The organism is Mesorhizobium sp. WSM1293 (assembly GCF_000513875.1).
Classification (GTDB): Bacteria; Pseudomonadota; Alphaproteobacteria; order Rhizobiales; family Rhizobiaceae; genus Mesorhizobium; species Mesorhizobium ciceri.
Map to the genome: position 1 here is coordinate 64,454 of NZ_AZUV01000017.1, position 24,029 is coordinate 88,482.

Here is a 24,029-nt window from a genome sequence, read left to right on the forward strand (position 1 = left end):
AGGAGAAGCGAGCCATGATCACGCTCACCGACAAGGCCGTTGCCGCCGTCAAGACCGCTCTGTCCGCCGCTAGCGAGCCCGCAGACGGCTTTCGCATCATGGTTGAGGCCGGCGGCTGCTCCGGCTTCAAATACTCATTGGGCCTGGAGAGCGTCCCGCGCGAGGGCGACGCCATTGTCGAGACAGATGGGATCAAATTGTTTGTGGACGCCGACTCGCAACCGCATGTCGCCGGCATGGCCGTCGACTTCATCACGGGTCTCGAATCCTCCGGCTTTGTTTTCGACAATCCTAGCGCGCGACAAAAGTGCTCCTGCGGCAAGTCATTCGGCTGATCGTCGAAGAAGGAGAGAGGGCGCCTTCGGTGAGCTTGGCGGTGGCCCTGGTCCCGGGCCTGCGTTCAATCTGTGGAGACTTGCGCAGACTCTGGATCGCACTCTCAACGGCGCAGGCTCGATGCGACCAGGCCGCGCTTGACGGCATTCCGCTCGATTGGAGACCACCGATGACAGTTGTCTATCTCGACAACAACGCAACGACCCGGGTCGATCCCGCGGTCGTTGAAGCCATGTTGCCGTTCCTTGCCGATCAATTCGGCAACCCTTCGTCTGCGCACCGTTTTGGCGCCTTTGCCGGCGCTGCTTTGGCAAAGGCGCGGCGTCAGTTGCAGGCGCTGATCGGCGCGGAGTTCGACGATGAGATCACCTTCACCTCGGGTGGTACGGAAAGCGACAATACGGCCATTCTTTCGGCGCTGGAGGTAATGCGTAACCGAACAGAGATCGTGACGTCCGCTGTCGAACATCCGGCTGTGCTGACCCTGTGCGCTCATCTTGAGCAGACGGGCCGCGCCAAGGTGCACAGGATCCCGGTGGACCGCCACGGCCAGCTGAATGTCGACGCTTATCGGGCTGCGCTCACCTCAGACGTGGCGGTCGTCTCGATCATGTGGGCCAACAACGAAACTGGCACGATCTTCCCCGTCGCCAAGCTCGCCGAATTGGCCAAGGAAGTCGGCGCCATTTTCCACACTGATGCCGTGCAGGCCGTCGGCAAGCTCCCGATCGACCTGAAATCAACCTCGATCGACATGTTGTCGCTCTCCAGCCATAAATTTCATGGGCCAAAAGGGATAGGCGCACTTTTCGTCAAGCGCGGCGTGCCGTTCCATTCCCTGATCAAGGGGGGTCACCAAGAAGGCGATCGCCGCGCCGGCACCGAAAACACGCCCGGCATAGTCGGGATCGGCATGGCCGCCGAACTTGCCTTGAAATTCATGGATGACGAGACCACGCGGCTAAAGTGGCTCCGCGACCGGCTCGAGAAAGGGCTTCTCCAGCGTGTCCCAAACAGCTTCGTCAATGGCGATCCCCGGGAGCGTTTGCCGAACACCGCGAACATCGCCTTCGAGCATATTGAGGGCGGCCATGGAATCCTGCATCTCCTAGACCGCGAGGGTGTCGTCTGTTCCTCGGGATCCGCCTGCACATCGGGCCGTTCGGAGCCAAGCCATGTGCTGAGGGCAATGAAAATACCACATGGGGCGGTCCGCTTCTCTTTCGCGCGTGACAACGGACAAGAAGACGTGGACCGGGTTCTCGAGGTCTTGCCTTCGGTCGTGGAGACGCTGCGCCACGCCCACAGTTCCGGGTCGAATGGACGCAGCGCCGAGGATCTCCAATGCGTTCCAAATCTCAGCGGAAGAAGGACTGGCGTCCATTCGTGAGCAGCCAGGTCTTCTTGAGGAGGCCACCCTGCGCGAGGTCGAGCAGGCTCCCGGCGTTGCCTCGAGAGCGGAAAGCTTGCGACCGCCTGCTTGCGGCAGCCAGCTTGCCTGGGATCGAGATCGGCACACGGTCACGGGGACCGACGAAATCGACGCAATCTGCGCCGTGGTCGTACGGAGGGTCTCGATGCGCTCACGACATGGTGCCGGATGACCTCACAGGACCTCCATGCGTCAGCCGAGAGCGGCGTTTGCGCCTCAATTTGTCTTCCATCGGATGTGCAGCTGCCACCAAGCGGGCTCAGGGAAGGAGCGCTACAGCTCATCGAGCAGATGGTCGGGCGCGCGGCCGCCACGGCTCTCAAGGCGCGCAATCCGGCTTGTCACTGGTGCTCGCGCCAGACCTCGGTCGGGCCGAACGCCAGGCACCGGATAGACAGTCGAGTCGACGAGGCGATTGCCAGCGCATTCGTCATCAAACTGCGGATGCGGGGCTTTCTTCGGGGCTTCATGTCCAATGTGCGACGAACGACCAAACCACCGTTCCGACAAGGGAGAATGCAATGAATTGTTCCGCTGACAGCAGGCCCATCGACGTCACCAACATCCTCGAGCGCCTGAAAGGCTTGTCATCCGCCGAGGAGTTCTTTGCTGCTCTTGGCGTCACGTATGATCCGACGGTGCTCGATGTCTCACGGCTGCATATTCTCAAGCGTGTGGGCCAATACCTTGTCGAGGAAGATTTCTCCGGTCTGCCCGATCAGGTGATTGCAGCGCGCGTGCGCGCGATGCTGCAACGCGCCTACGAGGAGTTCGCGATTTCCTCCCCGCTCACGCACCGAGTTTTCAAGGTGCTCAAAGACCATGATCCGGACAAACCTCACACGCCCGGCCGCACATTCGTTCCGTTCGACACGGTCCTGAAGCGGTTCGGCGAATAAGCCACATAGTTGCGACGCGACAATGTCGACAAGCCGACAATTCGGACGTCGAAACCGGGGGCTTCAGCGCAATTACACGGCACGGGCGCCCGCAAAACGCCTGGCACGAATGATGCAAACAAAGAACGCGCACCGCCAGCCCGCATCGGGATAACGCAGAGAACGCCAATGCATATCGTCGTCAGCATCAAGCAGGTGCCGGACTCGGCACAGATACGGGTGCACCCGGTGACGAACACCATCATGCGCCAGGGTGTGCCGACCATCATCAACCCTTACGATTTGTTCGCCCTGGAAGAAGCACTCAGACTGCGCGACGCTTATGGCGGGGAAGTCACCGTGCTCACCATGGGTCCACCTATGGCCGAGGACTCCCTGCGCAAGGCGCTCGGCTACGGCGCCGATCGCGCGGTGCTTTTGACCGACCGCTATTTTGCCGGTTCCGACACCCTGGCCACCTCCTTTGCTCTTTCCCAGGCAATCGCGAAGATCGGCGAGACGTTCGGCACGCCGGACGTGGTCTTCACGGGCAAACAGACGATCGACGGCGACACCGCCCAAGTCGGGCCCGGCATCGCCAAGCGTCTTGATCTGCTTCAACTCACCTATGTGTCGAAAATCGCCTCCATTGATCTCGCCGCAGGCGAGATCACGGTCGAGCGCCGCTGCGAAGGCGGCACCCAGAAGCTGAAGAGCAGGCTGCCATGCCTCATCACCATGCTGGAAGGCACAAACGAGATGCGCCGGGGCTCGATCGAAGACGCGCTTTGCGCCGCCCGCAGCCAAATTGTGAAATGGAGCGCGGCCGAGGCCGGCATTGAAGACCTCACCAAATGCGGCTTGCGTGGCTCGCCGACGGTCGTCAAACGCGTTTTTGCCCCTAGTGCCCGGTCGGAAAAGGCCACGCAAATTGAGACCGCGGAGAAGACGCTGCGCGATGTCGCCGACGAGCTGATCGGTGCAATCTTCACCCGCCAGCCGGCGCTGGAACCGGAACTCGCCTTCGAGGGCGTGTGACGGCAAGGAGCAGATCATATGTCGAGCACGAACTCAGACGCCCCTCGGCAGCCCCCCGGCCGTGCCGGGATGAAGAAAGAGCTTCCTGAGCGTTTCAGGGACTATCGGCACGTCTGGGTTTTCATCGAGCTCGAACGCGGCCAGGTCCACCCGGTATCCTTTGAGCTGCTAGGCGAGGGCCGCAAGCTGGCGGACAAACTTGGCGTCCAGCTCGCGGGTGCTGTGCTCGGGCCCCTTGGAGATGCCACCCAGAACGCCGTCGCCGAGGCCTTCGCCTATGGCGCCGATCTCGTCTACCTCGTAGAGGCGCCGCTGCTCGCCGACTATCGCAATGAGCCTTTCACCAAAGCAATGACGGACTTGGTTGATACTTACAAACCCGAGATCCTGCTTCTGGGCGCAACCACGCTCGGCAGGGATCTTGCCGGATCCGTCGCAACCACCCTGCTGACCGGGCTGACGGCCGACTGCACCGAACTCGACGTGGATGCTGACGGTTCACTCGCCGCGACCCGCCCTACTTTTGGCGGTTCATTGCTATGCACGATCTACACGCTCAACTACAGGCCGCAAATGGCGACGGTGCGACCGAGAGTCATGCCCATGCCGCAGCGGGCCGACAGAGCGATCGGGCGTGTCATCCCGCACAAGCTGTCGCTCGCCGAGGATCAAATCGTCACCAAGGTGCTGGGCTTCCTTCCGGATAGCCAATCGGGCATCGCCAATCTCGCCTATGCGGATGTGGTGGTTGCGGGAGGGCTTGGTCTCGGCGGAGCGGAGAACCTGCAGCTTGTGAAGAGTCTCGCGCGCGTGATCGGCGCCGAATACGGCTGTTCGCGGCCGCTCGTCCAAAAGGGCTGGATGTCGGTCGATCGGCAGATCGGCCAAACAGGCAAGACAATCCGGCCAAAGCTTTACATAGCGGCCGGCATTTCCGGCGCCATCCAGCACCGCGTTGGAGTTGAGGGAGCCGATCTTATCGTGGCCATCAACACCGACCCGAACGCGCCGATTTTCGATTTCGCTCACCTCGGGATCGTCACCGACGCGGTGCGCTTCCTACCGGCTTTGACCGAAGCCTTCACCCGGCGGCTGTCACCGCACAGTCGCGACAAGCTTGCGAGCTAAGGCAGATGCAGATGATCAAGGAAGAGTTCGACGCCATTGTCATCGGCGCCGGAATGTCCGGGAACGCAGCTGCCTATACTTTGGCAAGCGACGGCTTGAATGTGCTCCAGTTGGAGCGAGGTGAATATCCGGGTTCTAAGAATGTCCAGGGCGCCATCATGTATGCGAACATGTTGGAGAGGATCATTCCGGATTTCCGCGATGATGCACCTCTCGAGCGGCATCTGGTTGAACAGCGGTTATGGGTTATGGATGACACCTCCCACACCGGGATTCACTATCGATCGGACGACTTCAACGAGGTAAAGCCCAATCGCTATACGATCATCCGGGCCCAGTTCGATAAATGGTTTTCGCGCAGGGTGCGGGAGGCCGGCGCGACGGTTTTGTGCGAGACCACGGTGACGGACCTCGTGCGTGATACTAAGGGCAAGGTGATCGGCGTCCGCACCGATCGGGCTGGCGGAGTGATTTACGCGGACGTCGTTGTTCTTGCAGAAGGTGTCTGCGGGCTGCTTGGCACACGGGGCGGCCTGCGCAAGATGCTGAAGCCGCAATCCGTTGCGCTGGCAGTCAAGGAAATGCATTTCCTGCCCGAAGAGGTCATTGAGCAGCGGTTCGGCGTGAAAGGAGGTGAAGGCTGTGTCGTTGAGGCAGTCGGCACGATTTCCCACGGCATGGCCGGGCTCGGGTTCCTCTACACCAACAAGGAATCGATCTCACTGGGCATCGGCTGCCTCGTCTCGGATTTCGCCGCGAAGGTGGAGAGCCCATATGCCCTCCTCGACGAATTCAAAAACCATCCTTCGGTCCGGCCGCTGATTGCCGGTTCAGAGGTGAAAGAATATGCGGCGCACCTCATTCCCGAAGGTGGGTACAAAGCTATTCCGCAGCTCTTTGGCGACGGCTGGGTGGTTGTCGGTGATGCCGCGCAATTGAACAACGCCGTTCACCGCGAGGGCTCCAACCTCGCCATGACCTCGGGCCGGATCGCGGCGGAGGCTATCATCCAGGTTAAGAGACGCAACGATCCTATGAACAAGCGCAACCTCGCCCTTTACAAGGCAATGCTGGACAAATCGTTCGTGATCAAAGACCTGCGGAAATACAAAGACATGCCGGCTTTGCTCCACACGAACGCCTCCAATTTCTTCACGACCTACCCATGGTTGATGTCGCAAGCCGCGCAGAATTTCATGCGTGTCGACGGCACGCCAAAGATCGAGAAGGAAAAGGCGACCACGGCAGCCTTCATCAAGGCGCGCTCGCGCTGGGGGCTGATCAGCGACGCGGTTCGCTTGGCGATGGCGTGGCGGTGAGGCACTGACGACATGACCAACCCCGTGACGAAGTTACGTGTCGAAGACAAGCTTTACCAGAACCGTTATTTGGTGGACCCCGGCCGTCCGCATATCAAGGTGCGACCGCACGAGCAACCGAGCGCAAGTCTGCTCGCACTGACCCACGTGTGTCCCGCAAAATGCTATGAGCTGAACGACAAAGGTCAGGTCGAAATAACCGCCGATGGCTGCATGGAGTGTGGCACCTGCCGCGTTTTATGCGAGGCCAGCGGCGAGATCGTATGGAACTATCCGCGTGGTGGCTTCGGCGTCCTCTTCAAGTTCGGATGATTGGCCTTGGCACCCCCTTTCAGTGGTGTGCAGCCGTGCACACCCAAGTAACGACAAAGCGCAATCGCCGGCACCATCTCGCCCCAAGTGCGGAGGGGTGAACGTCCTGAACTGATGAACAGGCGCTTGGGAGGAGCACCCCTGACCACAACCGCTGAGGTCTTCCATGGCTCACATGTCCCCGGATCGGGTCAACGAAGCAGGACGACGCGATCCCCTCCGCAAACCCGCCAGTGAGGGGATGTTCGAAGCAGATGACTTGCTCAGGGGAATCTACGAGGTCTCGAAGGCGCTGACGGCCCCCGCCCGGCTGGAGGTTACGCTGGCCAACGTCGTGAACACGCTCCCGTCATTTGTGCAAATGCGTCACGGAGCAATCTTCGTCCTAGATTCAGAAGGTGAGCCGGAGATCGCCGCGAGTGCCGGCAGCGCCCCATCAGGCAATCGCCCCGTCATGCCAAAGGCCGCAATAAATCAGATCGTCGCAACGGGCACGCGGCTCGTGATCTCGGACCTCAGCACGTCCGAGTTGTTTCAGAGCGGCCTTCAAACACATTCTGGCTTCAATTCCCTCCCGATGGCCTTTATCGGCGTCCCGGTTAAGGCGGAGGACACGATCCTTGGGACGTTGTCGATCGTAAGAGACAGCGCAAACGGGTCCCGCTACGATGAGGACATCTGTTTCCTGACGATGGTCGCCAACCTCGTCGGCCGCACCATTCGCCTCCATCGGGGCCTGATTGCCGATCGTGAACGGCGCGTCGCTGAGCACTGGCCTGCGGAGACTTCGTCTAATGAGGACCGGACCGTCCCCGTCGCGCATGCGCCCGTCAAGATAGACGGGATCATCGGAGAGAGCCCGGCACTCACGCAGGTGCTCAAAACGGTCTCCATTGTAGCAAGGACGAATTCCACCGTGCTTCTGAGGGGCGAGAGCGGCACCGGCAAAGAGTTTTTCGCGCAAGCCATACATAGGCTCTCGCGCCGGCGGATGAAGTCTTTCGTCAAGTTGAACTGCGCCGCACTGTCGGAAAGCGTTCTGGAGTCGGAGCTGTTCGGACATGAAAAAGGTGCCTTCACAGGGGCAATTTCCCAGCGCGCCGGCCGTTTTGAACTGGCAAACGGGGGAACGCTGCTACTTGATGAAATCGGCGAGATTTCGCCTGCCTTCCAAGCCAAGCTGTTACGCGTCTTGCAGGAAGGCGAATTGGAGCGTGTCGGCGGTAGCAAGACGCTACAGGTCGACGTGCGACTTATATGCGCCACCAACAGGGATCTCGAGTCGGCTGTCGTACACGGGGATTTCAGGGCCGACCTTTATTATCGCATCAATGTGGTGCCAATCATCCTGCCTCCGCTCAGAGAGCGACCGGGGGATATACCTCGGCTTGCGAACGCCTTCCTCGAGCGGTTCAACAAGGAGAACAATCTCGACCTCGCCTTCGCGCCGCCAGCGCTCGAGTTTATCTCGCAATGCTACTTCCCTGGTAACGTCCGCGAATTGGAGAACTGCGTACAAAGGACGGCCACGCTGGCGCGTTCAAGGACAATCGCTCCATCGGATTTTGCCTGCAACAATAACCAATGCCTGTCTTGGCTCCTTTGGAAAAGAGCTGATCATTCGCACAACGGCAATACCGGCAACCAGCGCTTTCGAAGCAATATGATGCCCGGCGGATTGCCGATGCCGGGCGGGCGTTTCGGCGCCCCGCAGGACAACGTGCGACTCCATACTGCCGACCATGCAAAGGATCCCGCTCTCCCCGCAATAGGCCCGCGCCTTACGGAACGCGACAGGCTGATCGATGCGATGGAGAAAGTCGGCTGGGTTCAGGCCAAGGCCGCTCGTGTCCTCGGCGTCACGCCGCGACAGGTCGGATACGCTTTGCGCCGACACGGCATCGAGGTGAAGAAATTTTAGCATTCTCATGACGTGGAGAACGCGAACTGTGTTGGAGCCCAGGCCGAAGTTGCGCGATCGTGTGATGCTGTCACACCCCCTTCATCACCTGCCCTTTCCGGCATCTTGCCGATCGCAGAAAGGAGTGACCCACCCTCCTGAATCGGAACCCTGCAGACCCAGTCGAGCAGTGGCAACTTCACCACGGACGAATGCGCCTGGCCCAGGGCCGGCTGAGCGGTCGGCGCGTGATCACTCTCGGCGCAATTCCGACCGGTCTTGCGACAAGGATGTTGTCTTTCTTGAGCTGATTGTCCGGCCACAGTCGTTTTCCTCACCTTCTAAGCGTGCCCCTGTAAGAAGTCCGACAAAGTTATGTCGGAGCAACTCCATGATATCAGACGCGCAAACCCAGTTGGTGAGCTAGCGCCACGTTTTGAGTTGGCATTGCTCTTGCGCTTCGAACGGCGACGTTAACCCGTAACGGAGCCGTTCAATGGCCGCACCGGCGATTTCAGTTGAGAGCCTGACCGGCGCGAGGGTCTCGGACCAGTTGCTGGTGAGTGCGAAGTCGGGTGGTTGCGCATCTTCCGCCTGCGGGTCGTCGATAGGGCCGGACGATCTGGATCCGGCCATCTGGGACAAGATCAAGGATCACCCGTGCTTTTCAGAAGAGGCGCACCACTATTTCGCGCGCATGCACGTCGCCGTTGCCCCGGCCTGCAATGTCCAGTGCAACTACTGCAATCGCAAATATGACTGCGCCAACGAAAGCCGGCCCGGGGTTGTCTCGGAAAAGCTGACGCCCGATCAGGCGGCACGCAAGGTGATCGCGGTCGCCAATGAGGTGCCGCAGCTTTCCGTGCTTGGCATCGCCGGGCCGGGTGATGCCTGCTACGACTGGGAGAAGACGAAGGCCACGTTCGAACGCGTCGTCAGGGAAATCCCCGACATCAGGCTTTGCGTCTCCACGAACGGGCTCGCGCTGCCGGACCATGTCGACGAGCTTGCCGACATGAATGTCGAACACGTGACGATCACTATCAACATGGTCGATCCGGAAATCGGCGCAAAAATCTATCCCTGGATCTTTTACGGTCACCGCCGCTATTGCGGCATCGAAGCCGCCAGACTTCTGCACGAGCGGCAGATGCTGGGCTTGGAAATGCTCAGCGCGCGCGGCATCCTCACCAAAATCAATTCGGTGATGATCCCTGGAGTGAATGACCAGCACCTGATCGAGGTGAACAAGTGGGTCAAGCAGCGCGGCGCGTTCCTGCATAACGTCATGCCTCTGATCTCGGACCCGGCACACGGCACCCATTACGGCTTGACCGGGCAGCGTGGCCCAAATGCAATGGAGATGAAGACCCTTCAGGATCGTCTCGAAGGCGGCGCCAAATTGATGCGCCACTGCCGGCAATGCCGGGCCGATGCCGTCGGCCTGCTGGGTGAGGATCGTGGCCAGGAATTCACGCTCAATCACATCCCCGGTGAGCTCACCTACGATGCCAGCAAACGTGAAGCCTACCGGGAGTTGGTCGCGCACGAGCGCCGCGATCACCTGGCGGCCAGGAGTGAAGCGATCGGAGTGATGAAGGCATCGAGTTCCGGGAAGTCCCTTGTCATCGGGGTGGCGACGAGGGGCGGCGGCCGCGTCAACGAACACTTCGGCCATGCCAAGGAATTCCAGATGTATGAAGCCTCGGCGCGGGGGATCAACTTTGTCGGGCACCGCAAGGTTGAGCAGTATTGCCTCGGCGGTTGGGGCGAGAAGGCCACTCTCGACCGGGTCATCGCTGCGCTGGAAGGCGTGGACGTCGTGCTTTGCGTCAAAATAGGGGACTGGCCCAAGGATCAGCTCGCGGCCGCCGGTATTCGAGCAACCGACGCTTACGGCCATGACTACATCGAAACGGCAATTGGCGCGGTATACGCCGCCGAGTTCGGCGTCCAGGCACGCGCGGCGACGGCCTGACCCATCTCATCTACTCGAATCAGGAGTCAAAATGGCTTTCAAGATCATCGCATCCCAATGCACACAATGCGGCGCTTGCGAATTCGAATGCCCCTCGGGCGCGATCAAGTTCAAAGGCGAGAGCTACGTGGTCGAGCTGCAGAAGTGCACCGAATGCGAAGGAGCTTTCGAAACGCAGCAATGTGCTTCGGTGTGTCCTGTGCCGAAGACCTGCGTTCCTGCTTGAGTCGACTGGTTACGCACACAAGTGGCTGCCCCCGGGAATGCCTGCGCGCCGCATCAATGACAATAGCCCAGAGAACCAAGGAAACGCCATGTGGCTCGCACGCGAACAGGAGGTGGAAGTCCGCAAACCTCCCCAATTTCAGCCGGGAGAGCGGGTCCGTGCCACTCGTCACGTTAGGAATGACGGCACTTATCCTGGCATGCAGATCGGCGAAAATCTCGTGCGCAAGGGCGAAGAGGGTTATGTGCGCGACATCGGCACGTTTCTCCAGCAGTTCTTCATCTACGCGGTCGAATGGATCGACCGTGGGACGATCGTAGGCATGCGAGCGCGTGAATTGATGAGCCTCGACAAACCCGACCTTCCCTTCAACGCCGAAGAAACAGCCAAACAAGGAATGGTCGGATGAAAGTAATGATCCGCAGGACCGATTCGGGATTGTCGGCGTATGTCCCCAAAAAGGATCTCGAAGAGCCGATCATCAAGTTCGAGAACCAAGACCTCTGGGGCGGGGTCGTAACGCTCAGGAACGGGTGGCGGCTCCTCCTACCCGATCTTCCGCCACATACGCGCCTGCCCATCACCGTCGAGGCAAGGAAGCTTCCCGGCGAGGACTGATGCTGCCCCTCGATGAGAGGCGTCAAGAGGAAAAGAGCATGAATACGATCCCGACCTCGGGCCACCTCGTCGTCGTGCGGGACAGTTTCGCCCGAAAGCTGCTCGAGCTGGCCAGACAAGCGCTCGTCTCGGATCACGTGATCCCATATCTCGGTCCGGGTCTGCTGCAGCTAAGCTCAGCGGAGTCGCCAGTGCCGTGTACCCCGGAGGCCGTCGCCGCCGCGCTCAACACTCGGACGCCAGCCCCCTCGAAGATCCGCACCAACATGTGGTCAGTCGCGCAATTCATCGAGCAGCGCCGGCATCGCCGCACACTTCAGGCCTGGATGACAGATATATTCGCAGGTCCTACGGCGCCGACGCTCCTGCACAAATGGCTCGCAAAGCTCCCGCTCTCCCTCATCATCGACAGCTGGTATGAAGGCGCCATGAGGGCGGCGCTGGCTGAGGCCGGGCGAACCGACGTCGCCCAGATACAAGGCATCACGCGAGCGAACGAAGTTCGCGACATCTGGACCAGAACCTACGACTTGTTCGGAAGGGAGCTCGAAGCCGGGGCAGCGGCAGAGACGGTTCTCTATGCGCCTCATGGCAGTATCAGGCCGGCCGCAAATTTCCTCATTGCCGATTCCGATTATGTCGAAGCCCTGACTGAGATCGATATCCAGACGCCCATTCCTGACGTGGTCAAGGAAAGACGCGTCCACCGGGGTTTTTTCTTCATCGGCTGCCGCTTCAATGATCAGATGCTGCGCACTTATGCCAGGCAGATCATGAAGCGCTCGGAAGGCCCCCGTTACGCGATCATGGATGGGCAAGCGTTGACCAGAAACGAGGCCCGTTTCCTTGCGGCAAGCGGAATCACTGTGATCGACATGCCAGCGAGCGAAGCCCTTGCGCAACTCGCCGGACCAGCGTCTTGAGCCGATGGTGGCCAGGATCACCTTGGAGGAAGTCTTCGGTGTGAGTCGACCGGCTCGCTTCCGAAGGCACAAAATTCAGTCGAGGATATTCTGTGGGCAGTGATGCTGTTGGCACGACTCCTCCCAAATTGTCCGCACATGTGAAAGCGGCCGGGTGGGGCCGGGGCTTGAACATACTACTGCGCATTACGCGGATCAATTTGAGGCACCCGTGGCAGGTCGCACTTGCTATCGGTTCGACGATTATAGCCGTGATCCTGCAGTTGCTAATTCCCTGGCTTCTCGGCTGGGCTGTCGACCAGACCCAGGTGGCAATTGGGAGTGATCTCAAGGGGAAGGCTGCAGAACAATCGCTCTTGACCCTGGCTCTCCTGCTGCTCGCAGCGAGTTTGCTGCGCGGCCTCTTCACGATGGCGCAAAACTATTTTGCCGAAGCCGTCGGGCACCACGCCGCGTACGAATTGCGACTGGCTTGTTATGAGAAGGTCCAGCGCCTGAGCTTTTCCTTTCACGACCGGGTCCATTCAGCCGACCTGATCACCCTCGCCATTCTAGATCTCGACGGCGTGCGGATGTATTTTTCCACCGCTCTGGTTCGGTTGCTTATGCTCATCATGCTGATCGGGATCGGCGCTTGCATGATGATTTCTACCGACCCGGTGCTCGGTCTCGTCGCGCTGAGCTTCATGCCTTTCGTGGCTTGGCGGTCGTCGGTCACACAGCTTAAGCTACGCGCCATCTGGCTGGACCTGCAGGAGCGGCTTTCCGTCTTAGGCCGCGTGATGGAGGAAAATCTCGCGGGCATCCGTGTTGTCCGGGCGTTTTCGGCACAAGCCTATGAAATGGTAAAGTTCGACCGCGCCTCGAAGAATGCGCTCAAACTCGCCCACGAGCAGGTTAACGTCTACGTGACCAATACGTCGGCAATGACCCTGGCCTTCTTTTTCGCCATGGGGTTGGTCCTCTGGAGCGGTTGCAACAAGGTCATCGCCGGCCAGATCAGCGTTGGGACGCTCACGATGTTCCTGACGTTCATGACCATACTGCAAATGCCCGTCCGCCAGATCGGGCTGATGGTGAATGGCTTCGCCCGCGCTTCCACTTGCGGTTCGCGCGTCTTCGGTCTGCTCGACCAGGACGTCACGATCAGGGATGCTTCCGGTGCAAGACCGCTCGAGATAAGCGAAGGTACCCTGCGCTTCGACAATGTCTCGTTTGCATATCCCGGCGCCGGAAACCGCGTTCTTCTGAGGAACATCACGTTTAGCGCCCATAGGGGCGAGACGATCGCGATCGTGGGTCCGCCGGGTTCGGGAAAATCGACAATCGCTCACTTAATTCCTCGCTTTTATGACGTCACTGGCGGCACCATCATGCTTGACGGGCAGGACATCCGCGGGGTGACCTTGGCTACGCTTCGCAAGGCGGTCGCCATCGTACAGCAGGATGCATATCTGTTCACCACCACGATCGAGAACAACATCGCTTATGGCGACCCCTGGGCGAAGGAACAGCGGATTGAACGCGCTAGCGAATCCGCCCAGTTGCACAATTACATCCTTGGCTTGCCCGCGAGCTACAAGACGGTCGTCGGCGAACGTGGTGGATCTCTTTCTGGTGGCCAGCGTCAGCGTCTCACCATAGCTCGCACGATGATGTTGCGCCCATCAATCGTCGTTTTCGACGACTCAACGGCCGCGATCGACGCCGCCACAGAGCAGCGCATCCGAGCGGCGATAGAGCATTTCGCCAAAGATAGGTTGACGATCATCATCGCGCACCGGCTGAGTTCCCTCAAGCACGCCGACCGGATCCTGTTTGTCGACAAGGGCGAGATCGTGGAACGCGGCACCCATCAAGAGCTTTTGGCCAGGCGAGGACGCTATAAGGCGCTTTATGATCTTCAGTTGCGCCCTGGAGATGACATTGCGACCACTTTTGGAGGCGCGCCCTGATGGCCAAGCGGCACGCCAACCAACTCGAAATCGAACCGAATGATAGCGGTAGACGTCCTCCGCGCGCGGTCGTCGGGTCCCATCGCATCGAGGAGGAGATCTTTGGCCGCGCTTTTGACAAGAACATCATTCGCCGCATATGGGCCTTCGTTCACCCCTACCGAGCCATGGCGCTCGTCTCGCTTGCCGCATTGCTGATTTTCACTGGCACGCAGCTTCTCATCCCGCTGATCATCCGCTACGCCATCGACCACGCCATAACTCCGGCAGGCGCTGATGCCTCCGCCCTGGTTGAGGCTGCCGTCGCGTTTGCGCTTGCCATTCTGGTTAATTTCGGCGCGGCGTACACGCAGGAAACCGTGGTAGGGAAAATGGCTGAGAGCGTCCTTTTCGACATCCGCCGGGCCATGTTTGCCCATCTGCAGAACGTATCGCTCTCGTTCATGGACAAGACCGAAGTAGGACGCCTGATGTCTCGCCTTCAGGGCGATGTCAACTCTATTCACGAATTTCTCGAAAACTCGATCTACTCCGTAGGCGACATTGCGCTTCTCTTTGGCATCATTTTTGTAATGCTGTCGGTCAACTTCAGCCTCGGCCTTCTGACGCTCTCGGTCTTGCCGGCCCTGTTGATTATTCGTATCGTGTGGCTGCCGCGTGCTCGCGAGGCCTTCATGGCTGCGCAAGAGACCAATTCAGTCGTCAACGGCGCATTGGCCGAAGCGATTCAGGGCGTACGCACCGTCCAGTCCATGGACCGCCAGTGCGTAAACTTCCTATTGTATGACGATAAGGCACATGCCGACCTCAGGACCCACCTGACCGCTGCCAGGTATGCACAGGTCATGGTCCCGATCGTCGATAGTCTCACCGGTCTCGCTATGGCCGTCGTCATCGTCGTCGGGGGCTCCATGATTATGAATGGCCGTATTGGTGTAGGGGTATTGGTGGCCTACATATTCTATATTCAACGCTTCTTCGATCCAATTCGCTCCCTTACCCTCCAGTATTCGGTCATGCAGCGCGCAATGGCCTCCGGCAAGCGCCTGACCGATGTGCTCGACGTCAAGGTCGAAGTCCAGGACAAACGGGATGCGAGGGTCCTTTCGGCGGAAATTGACTGCCCGGTCGAGTTCAGGAACGTCACGTTCGGCTACGAGTCCAACCATCCGGTGCTGAAAAACGTCTCCTTCCGGGTTAATCCCGGCGAGACGGTCGCCTTAGTCGGGCCGACCGGCTCTGGCAAATCCAGCGCGATGGCCCTCGTCCACCGCTTCTATGATGCTCAGCAAGGCCAAGTGATGGTCGGCGGGCATGATGTGCGCGATCTCACACAGGAATCGCTCGGCAACCAGATCGCCATGGTGCTGCAGGAGCCGTTTCTGTTCACCGGGACGATCTTCGAGAACATCCGCTACCACAAGACGGAAGCCACACGGGACAAAGTGATCGGGGCCGCCAAGGTGGTCGGAGCCCATGATTTCATCATGAGCCTTCCCGACGGGTATGAAACTCAACTCGGCGAGCGCGGCGGCAATCTTTCTCTCGGCCAGCGCCAGCTTGTCAGTTTCGCCCGCGCCCTCGTCGCCGACGCCAAAATCCTTGTTCTTGACGAGGCCACCGCCAGCATCGACAGTTACACGGAAATGCTGATCCAGAAGGCTCTCAGAAAGCTCCTTGAAGGCCGGACTGCGCTTGTCATCGCTCACCGTCTCGCCACGATCCGAGGTGCCGATCGTATCATCGTGCTTCAGAACGGCCAGGTTATCGAGTCCGGCAACCACGACAAACTGATGACTATGGGCGGGCTCTATTCCAAACTCTACAATCTGAACTACTCGTCATTCGACGATATTCCCGAAGAGGGAGCCGATCCGACCGGACAAGCCGCCTCTCGTACCTGATGCTCCTTGCGAGCCGTATCTGACCGTCTATCCCGCGCGCTCGTCCTCCGCATGTGGCTCCAGGACGACGGGAAACATCTCGAGTGACACTCTGCAATCGTGGAGAATGGTGGTCCATCACCGATCCAGCACAACTCGAACAGGACGCCCGAACTGCATCCCTGACTATCGCTGCTCGGGATCACGTTGAAGATTGGCTGTATAGATCTGCACGACAGGGCCATTTGCCGTTCCTTTCCCAATTCTCACCTTGCCACGTCAAGAATGACGCACTTGAAGTTGGCCTCAACAAACAGGGAGTAAAGCGAGCCGTGAACCCTTCAAAAAAAGTTCCGCCCAGTTCGCCAAAGTCAAATGGCTTCGGATCGCCAACCCGAATTGCCCCCTGCAGGAGCCCGCGCATGAGGCCGATCGCGTGTTGTTTCAGTTCCTTTTTCTGATCGTTGTCGAAAGATGGCTTTTTGGCTTTGCGATTGCTGCTCATGCTCCCCACTTTAGCTTGCTGAAAGCTGAGGCTGACGCCTCGGGCGATGACTAGTCGCTACCCTTTGTCGGGTGGCGGGAGCCTTGCGCAAAGCCGCACTCGGTAACTTCGTTACATCGCGCTTCTTCGCAGTCTGAAGCACCTTGGCCTTTTCCTTGTCCTTGAGCTTGGTCCTCGGCCCACCCGGGCCGTTGACGAAGATAATCGACCACCGATCCGCATCTTTGGTTGAGAACGTGAAGTGAGCCTCGATCCGCTCCGCATGGAGAATTGGTCGCGTCGTGTAGATTACGGCGTAAAATTTTCCCCAATTGGGATCGCCCGCGTAATGGATCATGTCGGCAGAGATTCCCTCCAAAGCGACCTTCACGCCCTTCGCGTCGACGGCAAACTTGTATTCCACCAGGGCACCGAGGGATTTCACCCCGAAATCAGGCTTGTAATTGATGACGGCCTTATCAATCTGCGGCTTGTTCACAAAGTCCGGGAATACGTATCTCACGATCTTCGCGATTGCGTCGTCTATTTCCCCTTCCTTCGTAGGATCCAAGCCCTGATCGTCAATGATCCCTGCCGTGTTTTTGAGAATCGATTCCAGCATCGACATGCCGGTCGTGGCGCTCCCGTCTACCATGACCGCCATGGCCTCGAACGTGGCGTTCAGCTCACCGAGAACCGGCGAGTAGAAATCTTCGAGCATCTCGATGAGGCCCGAGCCGGTCATCATTTTAAGGCCCTTGCGGCGTTCGACCAGGTCCGCCTTGGTCTGGGGCAACTGCAGACGCTCGGCCAGCATTCCGATCTCCCGGAACGCTTTCTCGACATAGTAGACGAACATAACCCCGGCCAAATCGTAGGCAGCATCCGTCTGTTCCAGTTCTTTCATTGATTTGTAGGCCTGGTTCTCGATCTGATGGATCATCTCCCTCGACGCGGCCCATGCTTCCCTAAGTGTCTCGCGGATATGGTGAACCAACAGATGCTCGGCTTTTGTTGTCATAATTTTCTCTTCGGTCCCCAATTTTTATGGCGCGCCAAGCAAGGTGGACCCATCCGCAACGCACGGGTGAGCCGCTGCGCGCCGCAGATGTCGGCGGTGCAGGCCCGGCGGGCATATCGGCCGCGCCGCCCCCACACCGTTCCCAGCAAGGCCGAAGCTGCCGCGCGAGGCGTCCCTGTTACTTGTTCAGGCTTTGCTGAAGGATGAGCAGGTTCAGGTCGTTGAGCAGTTTGTCCTTTGCGCCCGGATCGACCGGCGGCGGCGGCGGAACTTTTTTTATCGGTTGGCCTTTCGGCAGCGGGTTCGCGCGTTGGGGCGCCGGCGCGGCTTTCGGCGTTTCCTCTGCCTTTGGCGCGAACACAATGCTGATCTTGTTGACATCTTTCCAGGTGGTCTTCCAGCCCATGCCAAGGCTGGCTTGCCCGGTGTTGAAAGGTATGGTCACAATCTTGACGCTCGCTGAGGCGCCCTGGTCGAGCGTAAATCCCATGGTATAGGACACGGAATCGGGCGGGGTTTTGGTATCCGCGTAGGAATCCTGGACTTGGGCAAGCCAGTCCGCGATCTTCAGGTTCCCGACAAGCCGTGACCCATGGGCGCGCCTGCCGTTCACGGTGTCCGTGTCGCACGCGATATCGTCTTTCTGACTGAGGCCGATGGTAAACTTGTAGCCGACCATCCGGTCAGCGGTGCCGGTCGCGTTCGTCGCCAGCGCAAACGTGCCTGTCTGGGGGATATACGGCACTTCATTTCCGGCGCTGCCGTCGCCGCCGCCTGTCGCCACCACGTTCAGCGACAGTTCGACCGCCGCGGCCCATTTGCCTTTATCGGTCAGGAATGTGGCCGGCTTGACCGGGGGATTGGCTTTGGGCCTGCCGTCGCGGCCGTCTTTTAGGTCACACCGGATGTTGTCGACAATGTCAGAGATCCGAAGCAGACCGACATCGGTTGGCAAATTCGGAACGCTGGCACAACCCGAAAAGGCGAAGCAGAACCCTAACGATCCCCGAACAAAAACCCTCATGGCACCCCCCGCGTTCCCGTTTTTTCAAGCGGAGCATGGCGGCTTCTGAGAAGAAATGCCGCGATAAGAGTTTCCACAGGAATAACATATAGGCAGCAAATAATCGCCGTTCGGTAATTCTAGCTCGCCAAGTGGAGGTGCCGTCGGCAACTTTCTTGGGCAAAACTAAGCGCAGTGACGCCGCCGATGTCAAAAGAGGTTGCCGGCGACCATGCGCCGGCGCCGCAGGTGTCTATCAACCGGTCCTGCGGTCGTCAGGCGTGGGATCCTAGATCGCCATGGTGTCCCTATTCGCATCGAGCCCCACCAACTCCTCCCCCAATGCAGCGATTACGGCTGCGACGCGATTGCGGATGTTCCAAACACTGCTGCGCCGATCCATCACCTCGCACACCCGCGCGGCGTGTTCAGGTTTGACGCGAGGACCTTGAAACACGCGACGAGCATTGCCGCGAAGGCGGTGAGAACAGGTAACTATCCCGAAGCGCCTCCATCTCACGATCTAGCAGAGCGTCGTGCAAATGGTCATTTGCCGATATCCAACTCGCGTGAAGATAGCTATTATGGCAAACGGTAGCACCCGACGCATATTAGCCGGGTGACTCCGTGGGGTCAGCACTTCCTGGGAACGTTCGCTCCTCTTGAACTGTGCCAAGGTTTCTTGATCCGGACGGAGCCGCCACCTTTCCCAACCGCAGATTCCAGCACACCACCTTTGGTGGCCTCCTCCTTAGTGTCAAATCTGCGGATTGCTCTGTCCGCACCTTCTTGGCGTAGGACCCAATCACAGTTCGATACCTATTCAACATCAGCGTCCATCCGATTATTCACCCTGTTCCAAGTAACGCTGTATCAAGCGTTAAATTCTGCTGCAAACGCCGGCGCCGCATGTCAAGATGGGCTTGGAAAAGGGTGGGGATCACATATGCACACGGCAATGAGCCAAAAGCTGGCGAGCTATGGCCAGTGGACGTATCGCGGTGCGTGGGCACTTGAAATCGTCGCGGCGATCATCGGCCTAACCACCGGCGTTGCTCTGAGCTACCGCGGCTTCGTTGCCAATGAGGCGGCGGACTCAATGGACCTTGTGCTTGCGAGTGCCCCCTTCTTTATGATCGCGATTGCTGAGCTGACGAAAATCCCAATCGCCACGCTTCTGTTCGGCGCCTCGTGGATTTGGAAGCCTGTTGTCCTGGCTTTTCTGCTCGTTTTGGCCGGTATCACTTTTGAGACAGTTCTACTCGGATTGGAGCGTGCCAGCACAATGCGCGAGGTGCAGTACGCCAACTTCGCCAACCAAACCAAAACACTCCAGCAAGAGCTCGAGAATCTCAAGGCGGCAGCCGAAAGTTTGCGAAACAGTGACGACGAGGCAAAGGCCCGGAGCGATCTGGAGCAGCTCAGTGGATTGGCTGACACCGAGCGCGATAAGTTGCGTGCCCGGATAACTGAGGTTGACGAAGAGCTGCAGGCAGCAACCACCCTCTCACCTGCGGCTGCGCGAGCCAAAGAGCTTCTCGAGGAGAAACAAGCAGCGCTAAGCGCGCTGGTGGAACGGCGCGATCGAGAGATCAAGGACGCCGTGGAGCAGTTCGAGCGACAGCGGGATAGCTACGTTGATCGCATAAAGAGCGCGCGCGAAAAAGGCGATCTTGCGTCAGTGCAGCGCAACGAAGAAGGGCTGAACAAGTTAGCCAATCCGCGGCTCAAAAAGGAGGCCGAATTCGCGCCGAAGTTGGCCGAATTGGAGCCCGCAGTCGCCACGGCCCGCGCGGAATATGAGAGGCTGCGAAAAGATAGTCCTCCGATGACCCTCCAAGACAAACAACGCCTTGAGGGTAGGCGAAACGATCTGGAGAAGCTCTATGACGGCACCGCGGCCGATTGGGATCGTAAGCTTGACGAGGCACGTACTGCGCTAGCGGCCGCTCAGGAAGGCGCAACTCGAAAGTCGGAGACACTCGCCAAGAACCAGCAGCGGCAAGAGGCGATCGCTACGGAACTCAGCCGCCTGGAAACAGAGCGCCTCCCAGTTGCTCGCAACGATCAGATCCGTAGGTTGGCAGCTCGCTGGTATGGGCTGAAGCCGGAAGACGTTTCGGACGCACAGGCCGGCACGGTATCGACGATCTGGTTCGCCTCGCTTGCATTCATCGCCGCGTTAGCGGGGCCAATCACGGCGATGGTCGCGCTGGCCCTGCAACGCATCGGCGCGCAGCCCGAAGTTCAGCGTGACAGCAAACTCTCGCGATTGTTGCGCCGGATGCTGTTGCGCTGGCGGTGGCGCCGTGTCCGGAAGGTACGGGTGCAGGTGCCTGTCGACAGAGAAGTAGAAAAGCGCGTCGAGGTTCCTGTTGAAGTCGAGAAGGTCGTCAAAGAGATACTCTATGTGCCTATCCTTACTGACGACCCGGAGGCGTTGCGCCGGGCATTGGACCGGGAACTGCCCCCGGAAGTAATCGATTTGGTGAAGGTTTCTGCAAAAGGGCAATACGACCAAAGGGAGATGGAGAAAGCCCTCGAAGGTGAACTGCGATCAGATTTTAACGAGCCGGCGACTGGGGCTAAGCGGGGTAGCAGACGTGCTCGTACGACATAACACCAAGCTGCTCGAGCAGGCTATCGATCTGCAGATCAAACGGTCGGCCATTCCAACCCTGCAAGCAGAAGCAGCTGCGCACGACAAGATCGCTCGCGCCAATGCATTTCGGCGAATGGCTAGCGGCGCTGCCGTCGCAATGGCCGCAATTGGGATCGGCGTGGGTGTATGGCTGGTCTTTGATCGTGACCCAACGGTGACCCAACCGGAACCGCCGATCACCCAAAACATTCCGTCAAACCCGAACGAAAACGAGCCAAGAGAGACGAAGAAATCAGAAGACAGAATTCCGGGTGGCGAGACGATCGCCCAGGAGGGAAAGACCGACAAGCCGAAGTCGCCCCCAATCGAGCAGCCGACGCCGCCGCCCGCAGACCCAGCCAATCCAGATACGTTCGATTTCGTAAAATTCGCCAATCGCCAAGTGACCTATGCTGGCAGCACTTGGCAACTCGAGTCTGGTCATCATTTTGATAGTGAGAAAGCTCCAACTTGGAACACCGCTTGGTGCTACACGCGGAGGCTGGCAAACACCGGGGTCGAGGTTCAGGTAAGCCTCGTCAACAGACCCTCACCTACGTCGGTGCCGTTGGCACCGGTGTCGTCGAGCGAGACACTGTCATCGGTGGGCCTTGATGACAATTCGGCGCGAGAACTCGCCAGCCGTTGCCTCTGGCTCGACAAGGCCAGTTTCGCGCCAGGCGATTTCGACATGGACCATGAGCGGAAAGAAGCAGCTACCGCGGCCGAAGAATTGTCTGTGCAGCAGGACGGATGGGACGCTATGGGAAATGATTTGCCGGGTATGCCTGTTTGGAATATCTCGCTTGAACAGTGCCAAGCCCAATGCGAAGCAGATCGCCGCTGCTTAGCACTCACTTACGATAAGAAACACGCCGCCTGTTTCATGAAAGATAATGGGTCGATTCTGGTTAGGAGTCCTGACGCAGTGATGGCGGCGAAGGGAGCAATCAAGGCGAATCTCCAGTACTCAAGCCTCGTTTTCGCCAAGGACACAGTAGTGGTCGGGGGCGCTTACGCGAATGTTCGGAGCGGTTACGCCGACTGCGTATTGGCCTGCGCTGCCGATCAGAGATGTCTAGGCTTCAATTTTGATGGTCCGAACAAGATGTGCGCTATGCTCGACAACGTGACTTCATCGTCTCCCTTCAAGGGCGTGATGTCGGGCGTTAAAGCCACCCGCAGTTGAATTTGGCACCGGCTCGGCATCATGTTCCAAAGAAAGCCAGATGAGCAAGCTGGCAAAGTGATCGTGAATCTTTCTCCCGCTTACGACGGTAGAGGCGTACTTGGTGACAGGGTAGTCTGCTGCTGAAATCCGGTCGGGGCCTATGCAGTTTCACGATTCGATGGCCCTGCCGTTCTGCGGGTGACCGTCGAAACCGTCACCCTCGCCCGTTCTTAATTCGCCCGTCTCTTGTCCGTTATTTGAATGCGTCGTTGAGAACGTTGGCGAGCCTTGCCGCCGCCAGCGCTGCCTGGCTTCTGGCAACGTTTCGCGCATCGGTCTCATATGTGCGGGTTAGCACGGCCACGGTGTTTTCGCTCATCACAGGCTCCGCATACGCAAAGTTCTTGCCGAGCACGAAGCTCTCTTGGGTCCAAGCGTCCGGGTCCAGCAGCTTGGCTTTTGCGCTGTCGGCCTGGAGCTTCGAGATGCCGGCCTTGTCATTAGCATCGAAGATCGCACCGGGCACGGAGACGTAACCTCCGAACATTCGATCCCAATAGGCGTGAAGGTCGATCGTTTCGCCGGTCGCCGGCGTCACGTTGACTTCATTGCCGCCACGGTCGCCATCTGTGTTGATCGCAGAAATTCGCTCCGTCGCGTGCAATGGCTGGTGAATGTCGCCGATGAGATGCAGCAGCCAAACCATGTCGTAGGAGCGAATGTCATCGGTCGCGGCCGACGTCGCCGGCAGCGCCGCGATGAACAGCTTCATCTGCGAAACGGCATTGATCGGATTGGCATCGGAGAATTGCGTCCCGTCGGTCGAAAATCTGATGTCCTTGAAATGCCAGTAGCGGTGCATGTTTTTGTCTGCGTAGCCGATGTTCTGCGCCGTCGGCGTGTCGTCGTCCTTGGTGTAGCCGTGGGCAGAGTCTTTGATGTCATCCGCCCAAACGGCCGCATGAACGAAGGCGTATTGCGCTTTCTTGTCATCGGGCACGCCGGCGATCCAACCCGGATAGTCGGGGTTCAGCTTGATCAGTGCATCGACCTTGGCCTTCGCCCGCGGCGTCAGTTTAGAGTAGGCCACGGCGGCGACCTGCATGTGCCCGCCGTCCCACCAGGCCAGTGCAGGCGCCGATGACAGGATCAACGAAAGAACGGAACCAAAGACGAGCGCGCCACGCATGTAATCCTCCCCGAAGCCGGCTTTTCTGATATATCAACTGCAGACGACGCGGCAATGACGGCAATGGTGCCTGCACGGAAGGGCGAACCTCTCTGGATTCGACAACAAAAGCCAAATAGCGCATGATCTTGCCTGGGTTGGGGAAATTCATTCATGGGCGTGCGCGAATTTTCGTGCGTGTTACGCGCAGTGCTCTTCTCGGGCTGCGCCGCGGACTACTTGAACCATTACGATACGGTGACACTCACGGCCGGCGACGCGAGCCATGCAAATCTGCTCCTCCAAACAGTCGACCCGTTCAATCCGAACAGTCAGAACACGCATATCGAGGGCGACGGCGTGCGCGCTGCCGCAGTCGTCAATAGGTATCGAGGGGTGTCGGCAGCACCGACTCAATCGTCACGGGCGGGCGGCGGTGATTTGGATTGCGCAGGCGACAAGGGAAACAACGCTGTCGTGGTTGGCCCGGTGAAGATCACCAACGGTGATCCCAACAAGCTGGACCGCGATCACGACGGCGTCGGGTGCGAGTAGGGGCGGCGGACGTTGGACAGCTCTCGCTACGACAATCGATCTGCCCAATGGCGCAAACGG

22 protein-coding genes and 1 pseudogene are annotated in these 24,029 nt (G+C 59.0%); 18 read left to right on the plus strand and 5 right to left on the minus strand.

Annotated elements, in window-relative coordinates; translation table 11 throughout:
• Positions 1–14 precede the first annotated feature (14 nt).
• The 15 genes from M729_RS0121270 to M729_RS0121345 all read left to right on the plus strand — a co-directional run bounded on the left by M729_RS0121270 (position 15) and on the right by M729_RS0121345 (position 15,947).
• Positions 15–335, plus strand: coding sequence for an iron-sulfur cluster assembly accessory protein (locus tag M729_RS0121270; protein WP_027162773.1), 321 nt, complete (start codon positions 15–17; stop codon positions 333–335).
• Between the two features lie 170 nt (positions 336–505).
• On the plus strand, positions 506–1,726 hold the full coding sequence (nifS, locus tag M729_RS0121275) for a cysteine desulfurase NifS (protein WP_027162774.1): 1,221 nt from the start codon (positions 506–508) through the stop codon (positions 1,724–1,726).
• A gap of 563 nt (positions 1,727–2,289) precedes the next feature.
• Positions 2,290–2,667: a nitrogenase stabilizing/protective protein NifW gene (nifW, locus tag M729_RS0121285; RefSeq protein ID WP_027162776.1), complete on the plus strand. Its 378-nt coding sequence runs from the start codon at positions 2,290–2,292 to the stop codon at positions 2,665–2,667.
• A gap of 168 nt (positions 2,668–2,835) precedes the next feature.
• Positions 2,836–3,684 carry an electron transfer flavoprotein subunit beta/FixA family protein gene (locus tag M729_RS0121290; protein ID WP_027162777.1) on the plus strand — a complete coding sequence of 283 codons (849 nt, stop codon included), beginning with the start codon at positions 2,836–2,838 and terminating at the stop codon, positions 3,682–3,684.
• Between the two features lie 18 nt (positions 3,685–3,702).
• A complete protein-coding gene (locus tag M729_RS0121295; protein ID WP_027162778.1) occupies positions 3,703–4,812 on the plus strand; it encodes an electron transfer flavoprotein subunit alpha/FixB family protein in 1,110 nt (369 codons plus the stop codon).
• A gap of 11 nt (positions 4,813–4,823) precedes the next feature.
• Positions 4,824–6,131 (plus strand): FAD-binding protein, encoded by a 1,308-nt coding sequence (locus M729_RS0121300; RefSeq protein WP_027162779.1) that lies wholly within the window; start codon positions 4,824–4,826, stop codon positions 6,129–6,131.
• Positions 6,132–6,143: 12 nt separating this feature from the next.
• A complete protein-coding gene (locus M729_RS0121305) occupies positions 6,144–6,443 on the plus strand; it encodes a ferredoxin family protein (protein ID WP_027162780.1) in 300 nt (99 codons plus the stop codon).
• 166 nt (positions 6,444–6,609) lie between these two features.
• On the plus strand, positions 6,610–8,364 hold the full coding sequence (gene nifA / locus M729_RS0121310) for a nif-specific transcriptional activator NifA (RefSeq protein ID WP_027162781.1): 1,755 nt from the start codon (positions 6,610–6,612) through the stop codon (positions 8,362–8,364).
• A gap of 475 nt (positions 8,365–8,839) precedes the next feature.
• Positions 8,840–10,321: a nitrogenase cofactor biosynthesis protein NifB gene (gene nifB / locus M729_RS0121315; protein WP_027162782.1), complete on the plus strand. Its 1,482-nt coding sequence runs from the start codon at positions 8,840–8,842 to the stop codon at positions 10,319–10,321.
• 31 nt (positions 10,322–10,352) lie between these two features.
• Positions 10,353–10,547, plus strand: coding sequence for a 4Fe-4S dicluster domain-containing protein (locus M729_RS0121320; RefSeq protein WP_027162783.1), 195 nt, complete (start codon positions 10,353–10,355; stop codon positions 10,545–10,547).
• 88 nt (positions 10,548–10,635) lie between these two features.
• The gene (locus M729_RS0121325; RefSeq protein ID WP_027162784.1) at positions 10,636–10,956 is read left to right on the plus strand and encodes a nitrogen fixation protein NifZ; all 321 of its coding nucleotides are present in this window, start codon (positions 10,636–10,638) and stop codon (positions 10,954–10,956) included.
• Entirely contained in the window at positions 10,953–11,165 is a 213-nt protein-coding gene (gene nifT / locus M729_RS0121330) for a putative nitrogen fixation protein NifT (protein ID WP_027162785.1), read from the plus strand. Before M729_RS0121325 ends, nifT begins: the two co-directional genes overlap by 4 nt.
• Before the next feature lie 38 nt (positions 11,166–11,203).
• On the plus strand, positions 11,204–12,088 hold the full coding sequence (locus M729_RS0121335) for an SIR2 family protein (protein WP_027162786.1): 885 nt from the start codon (positions 11,204–11,206) through the stop codon (positions 12,086–12,088).
• Between the two features lie 92 nt (positions 12,089–12,180).
• A complete protein-coding gene (locus M729_RS0121340; RefSeq protein WP_027162787.1) occupies positions 12,181–14,043 on the plus strand; it encodes an ABC transporter ATP-binding protein in 1,863 nt (620 codons plus the stop codon).
• A complete protein-coding gene (locus M729_RS0121345; RefSeq protein ID WP_027162788.1) occupies positions 14,043–15,947 on the plus strand; it encodes an ABC transporter ATP-binding protein in 1,905 nt (634 codons plus the stop codon). Before M729_RS0121340 ends, M729_RS0121345 begins: the two co-directional genes overlap by 1 nt.
• A 168-nt stretch (positions 15,948–16,115) precedes the next feature.
• Here M729_RS0121345 and M729_RS1000000137485 read toward each other — a convergent pair.
• From M729_RS1000000137485 to M729_RS1000000137495, 4 genes and pseudogenes are all read right to left on the minus strand, one after another.
• Positions 16,116–16,228, minus strand: a pseudogene (locus M729_RS1000000137485) (sugar O-acetyltransferase); the annotation flags it as partial.
• Positions 16,229–16,441: 213 nt separating this feature from the next.
• The gene (locus tag M729_RS0121350) at positions 16,442–17,431 is read right to left on the minus strand and encodes a hypothetical protein (RefSeq protein WP_027162789.1); all 990 of its coding nucleotides are present in this window, start codon (positions 17,429–17,431) and stop codon (positions 16,442–16,444) included.
• 178 nt (positions 17,432–17,609) lie between these two features.
• Entirely contained in the window at positions 17,610–18,455 is an 846-nt protein-coding gene (locus tag M729_RS1000000136600) for a hypothetical protein (RefSeq protein WP_145721649.1), read from the minus strand.
• A gap of 612 nt (positions 18,456–19,067) precedes the next feature.
• On the minus strand, positions 19,068–19,205 hold the full coding sequence (locus tag M729_RS1000000137495) for a hypothetical protein (protein WP_198032122.1): 138 nt from the start codon (positions 19,203–19,205) through the stop codon (positions 19,068–19,070).
• A 175-nt stretch (positions 19,206–19,380) separates the two neighbouring features.
• Here M729_RS1000000137495 and M729_RS0121365 point away from each other — a divergent pair, with 175 nt between their 5' ends.
• Together M729_RS0121365 and M729_RS0121370 are read left to right on the plus strand one after the other, a co-directional pair.
• On the plus strand, positions 19,381–21,054 hold the full coding sequence (locus M729_RS0121365; RefSeq protein WP_027162790.1) for an ABC transporter permease: 1,674 nt from the start codon (positions 19,381–19,383) through the stop codon (positions 21,052–21,054).
• Entirely contained in the window at positions 21,038–22,264 is a 1,227-nt protein-coding gene (locus M729_RS0121370) for a PAN domain-containing protein (protein ID WP_027162791.1), read from the plus strand. The genes M729_RS0121365 and M729_RS0121370 overlap by 17 nt, the downstream gene beginning before the upstream one ends.
• 235 nt (positions 22,265–22,499) lie before the next feature.
• Here M729_RS0121370 and M729_RS0121375 read toward each other — a convergent pair whose 3' ends face one another.
• Positions 22,500–23,435: a S1/P1 nuclease gene (locus tag M729_RS0121375; protein WP_027162792.1), complete on the minus strand. Its 936-nt coding sequence runs from the start codon at positions 23,433–23,435 to the stop codon at positions 22,500–22,502.
• Between the two features lie 153 nt (positions 23,436–23,588).
• On the opposite strand from M729_RS0121375, the gene M729_RS0121380 reads away from it, so the two are divergent.
• Complete coding sequence (locus M729_RS0121380) at positions 23,589–23,969, plus strand: excalibur calcium-binding domain-containing protein (protein WP_027162793.1); 381 nt, start codon at positions 23,589–23,591, stop codon at positions 23,967–23,969.
• Positions 23,970–24,029: the final 60 nt, after the last annotated feature.

Coding starts and splice junctions, on each gene's coding strand:
- M729_RS0121270 (WP_027162773.1), top strand. CDS start 15: ATGATCACGCTCACCGACAAGGCCGTTGCCGCCGTCAAGACCGCTCTG.
- nifS (WP_027162774.1), top strand. CDS start 506: ATGACAGTTGTCTATCTCGACAACAACGCAACGACCCGGGTCGATCCC.
- nifW (WP_027162776.1), top strand. CDS start 2,290: ATGAATTGTTCCGCTGACAGCAGGCCCATCGACGTCACCAACATCCTC.
- M729_RS0121290 (WP_027162777.1), top strand. CDS start 2,836: ATGCATATCGTCGTCAGCATCAAGCAGGTGCCGGACTCGGCACAGATA.
- M729_RS0121295 (WP_027162778.1), top strand. CDS start 3,703: ATGTCGAGCACGAACTCAGACGCCCCTCGGCAGCCCCCCGGCCGTGCC.
- M729_RS0121300 (WP_027162779.1), top strand. CDS start 4,824: ATGATCAAGGAAGAGTTCGACGCCATTGTCATCGGCGCCGGAATGTCC.
- M729_RS0121305 (WP_027162780.1), top strand. CDS start 6,144: ATGACCAACCCCGTGACGAAGTTACGTGTCGAAGACAAGCTTTACCAG.
- nifA (WP_027162781.1), top strand. CDS start 6,610: ATGGCTCACATGTCCCCGGATCGGGTCAACGAAGCAGGACGACGCGAT.
- nifB (WP_027162782.1), top strand. CDS start 8,840: ATGGCCGCACCGGCGATTTCAGTTGAGAGCCTGACCGGCGCGAGGGTC.
- M729_RS0121320 (WP_027162783.1), top strand. CDS start 10,353: ATGGCTTTCAAGATCATCGCATCCCAATGCACACAATGCGGCGCTTGC.
- M729_RS0121325 (WP_027162784.1), top strand. CDS start 10,636: ATGTGGCTCGCACGCGAACAGGAGGTGGAAGTCCGCAAACCTCCCCAA.
- nifT (WP_027162785.1), top strand. CDS start 10,953: ATGAAAGTAATGATCCGCAGGACCGATTCGGGATTGTCGGCGTATGTC.
- M729_RS0121335 (WP_027162786.1), top strand. CDS start 11,204: ATGAATACGATCCCGACCTCGGGCCACCTCGTCGTCGTGCGGGACAGT.
- M729_RS0121345 (WP_027162788.1), top strand. CDS start 14,043: ATGGCCAAGCGGCACGCCAACCAACTCGAAATCGAACCGAATGATAGC.
- M729_RS0121350 (WP_027162789.1), bottom strand. CDS start 17,431: ATGACAACAAAAGCCGAGCATCTGTTGGTTCACCATATCCGCGAGACA.
- M729_RS1000000136600 (WP_145721649.1), bottom strand. CDS start 18,455: ATGAGGGTTTTTGTTCGGGGATCGTTAGGGTTCTGCTTCGCCTTTTCG.
- M729_RS0121365 (WP_027162790.1), top strand. CDS start 19,381: ATGCACACGGCAATGAGCCAAAAGCTGGCGAGCTATGGCCAGTGGACG.
- M729_RS0121375 (WP_027162792.1), bottom strand. CDS start 23,435: ATGCGTGGCGCGCTCGTCTTTGGTTCCGTTCTTTCGTTGATCCTGTCA.
- M729_RS0121380 (WP_027162793.1), top strand. CDS start 23,589: ATGGGCGTGCGCGAATTTTCGTGCGTGTTACGCGCAGTGCTCTTCTCG.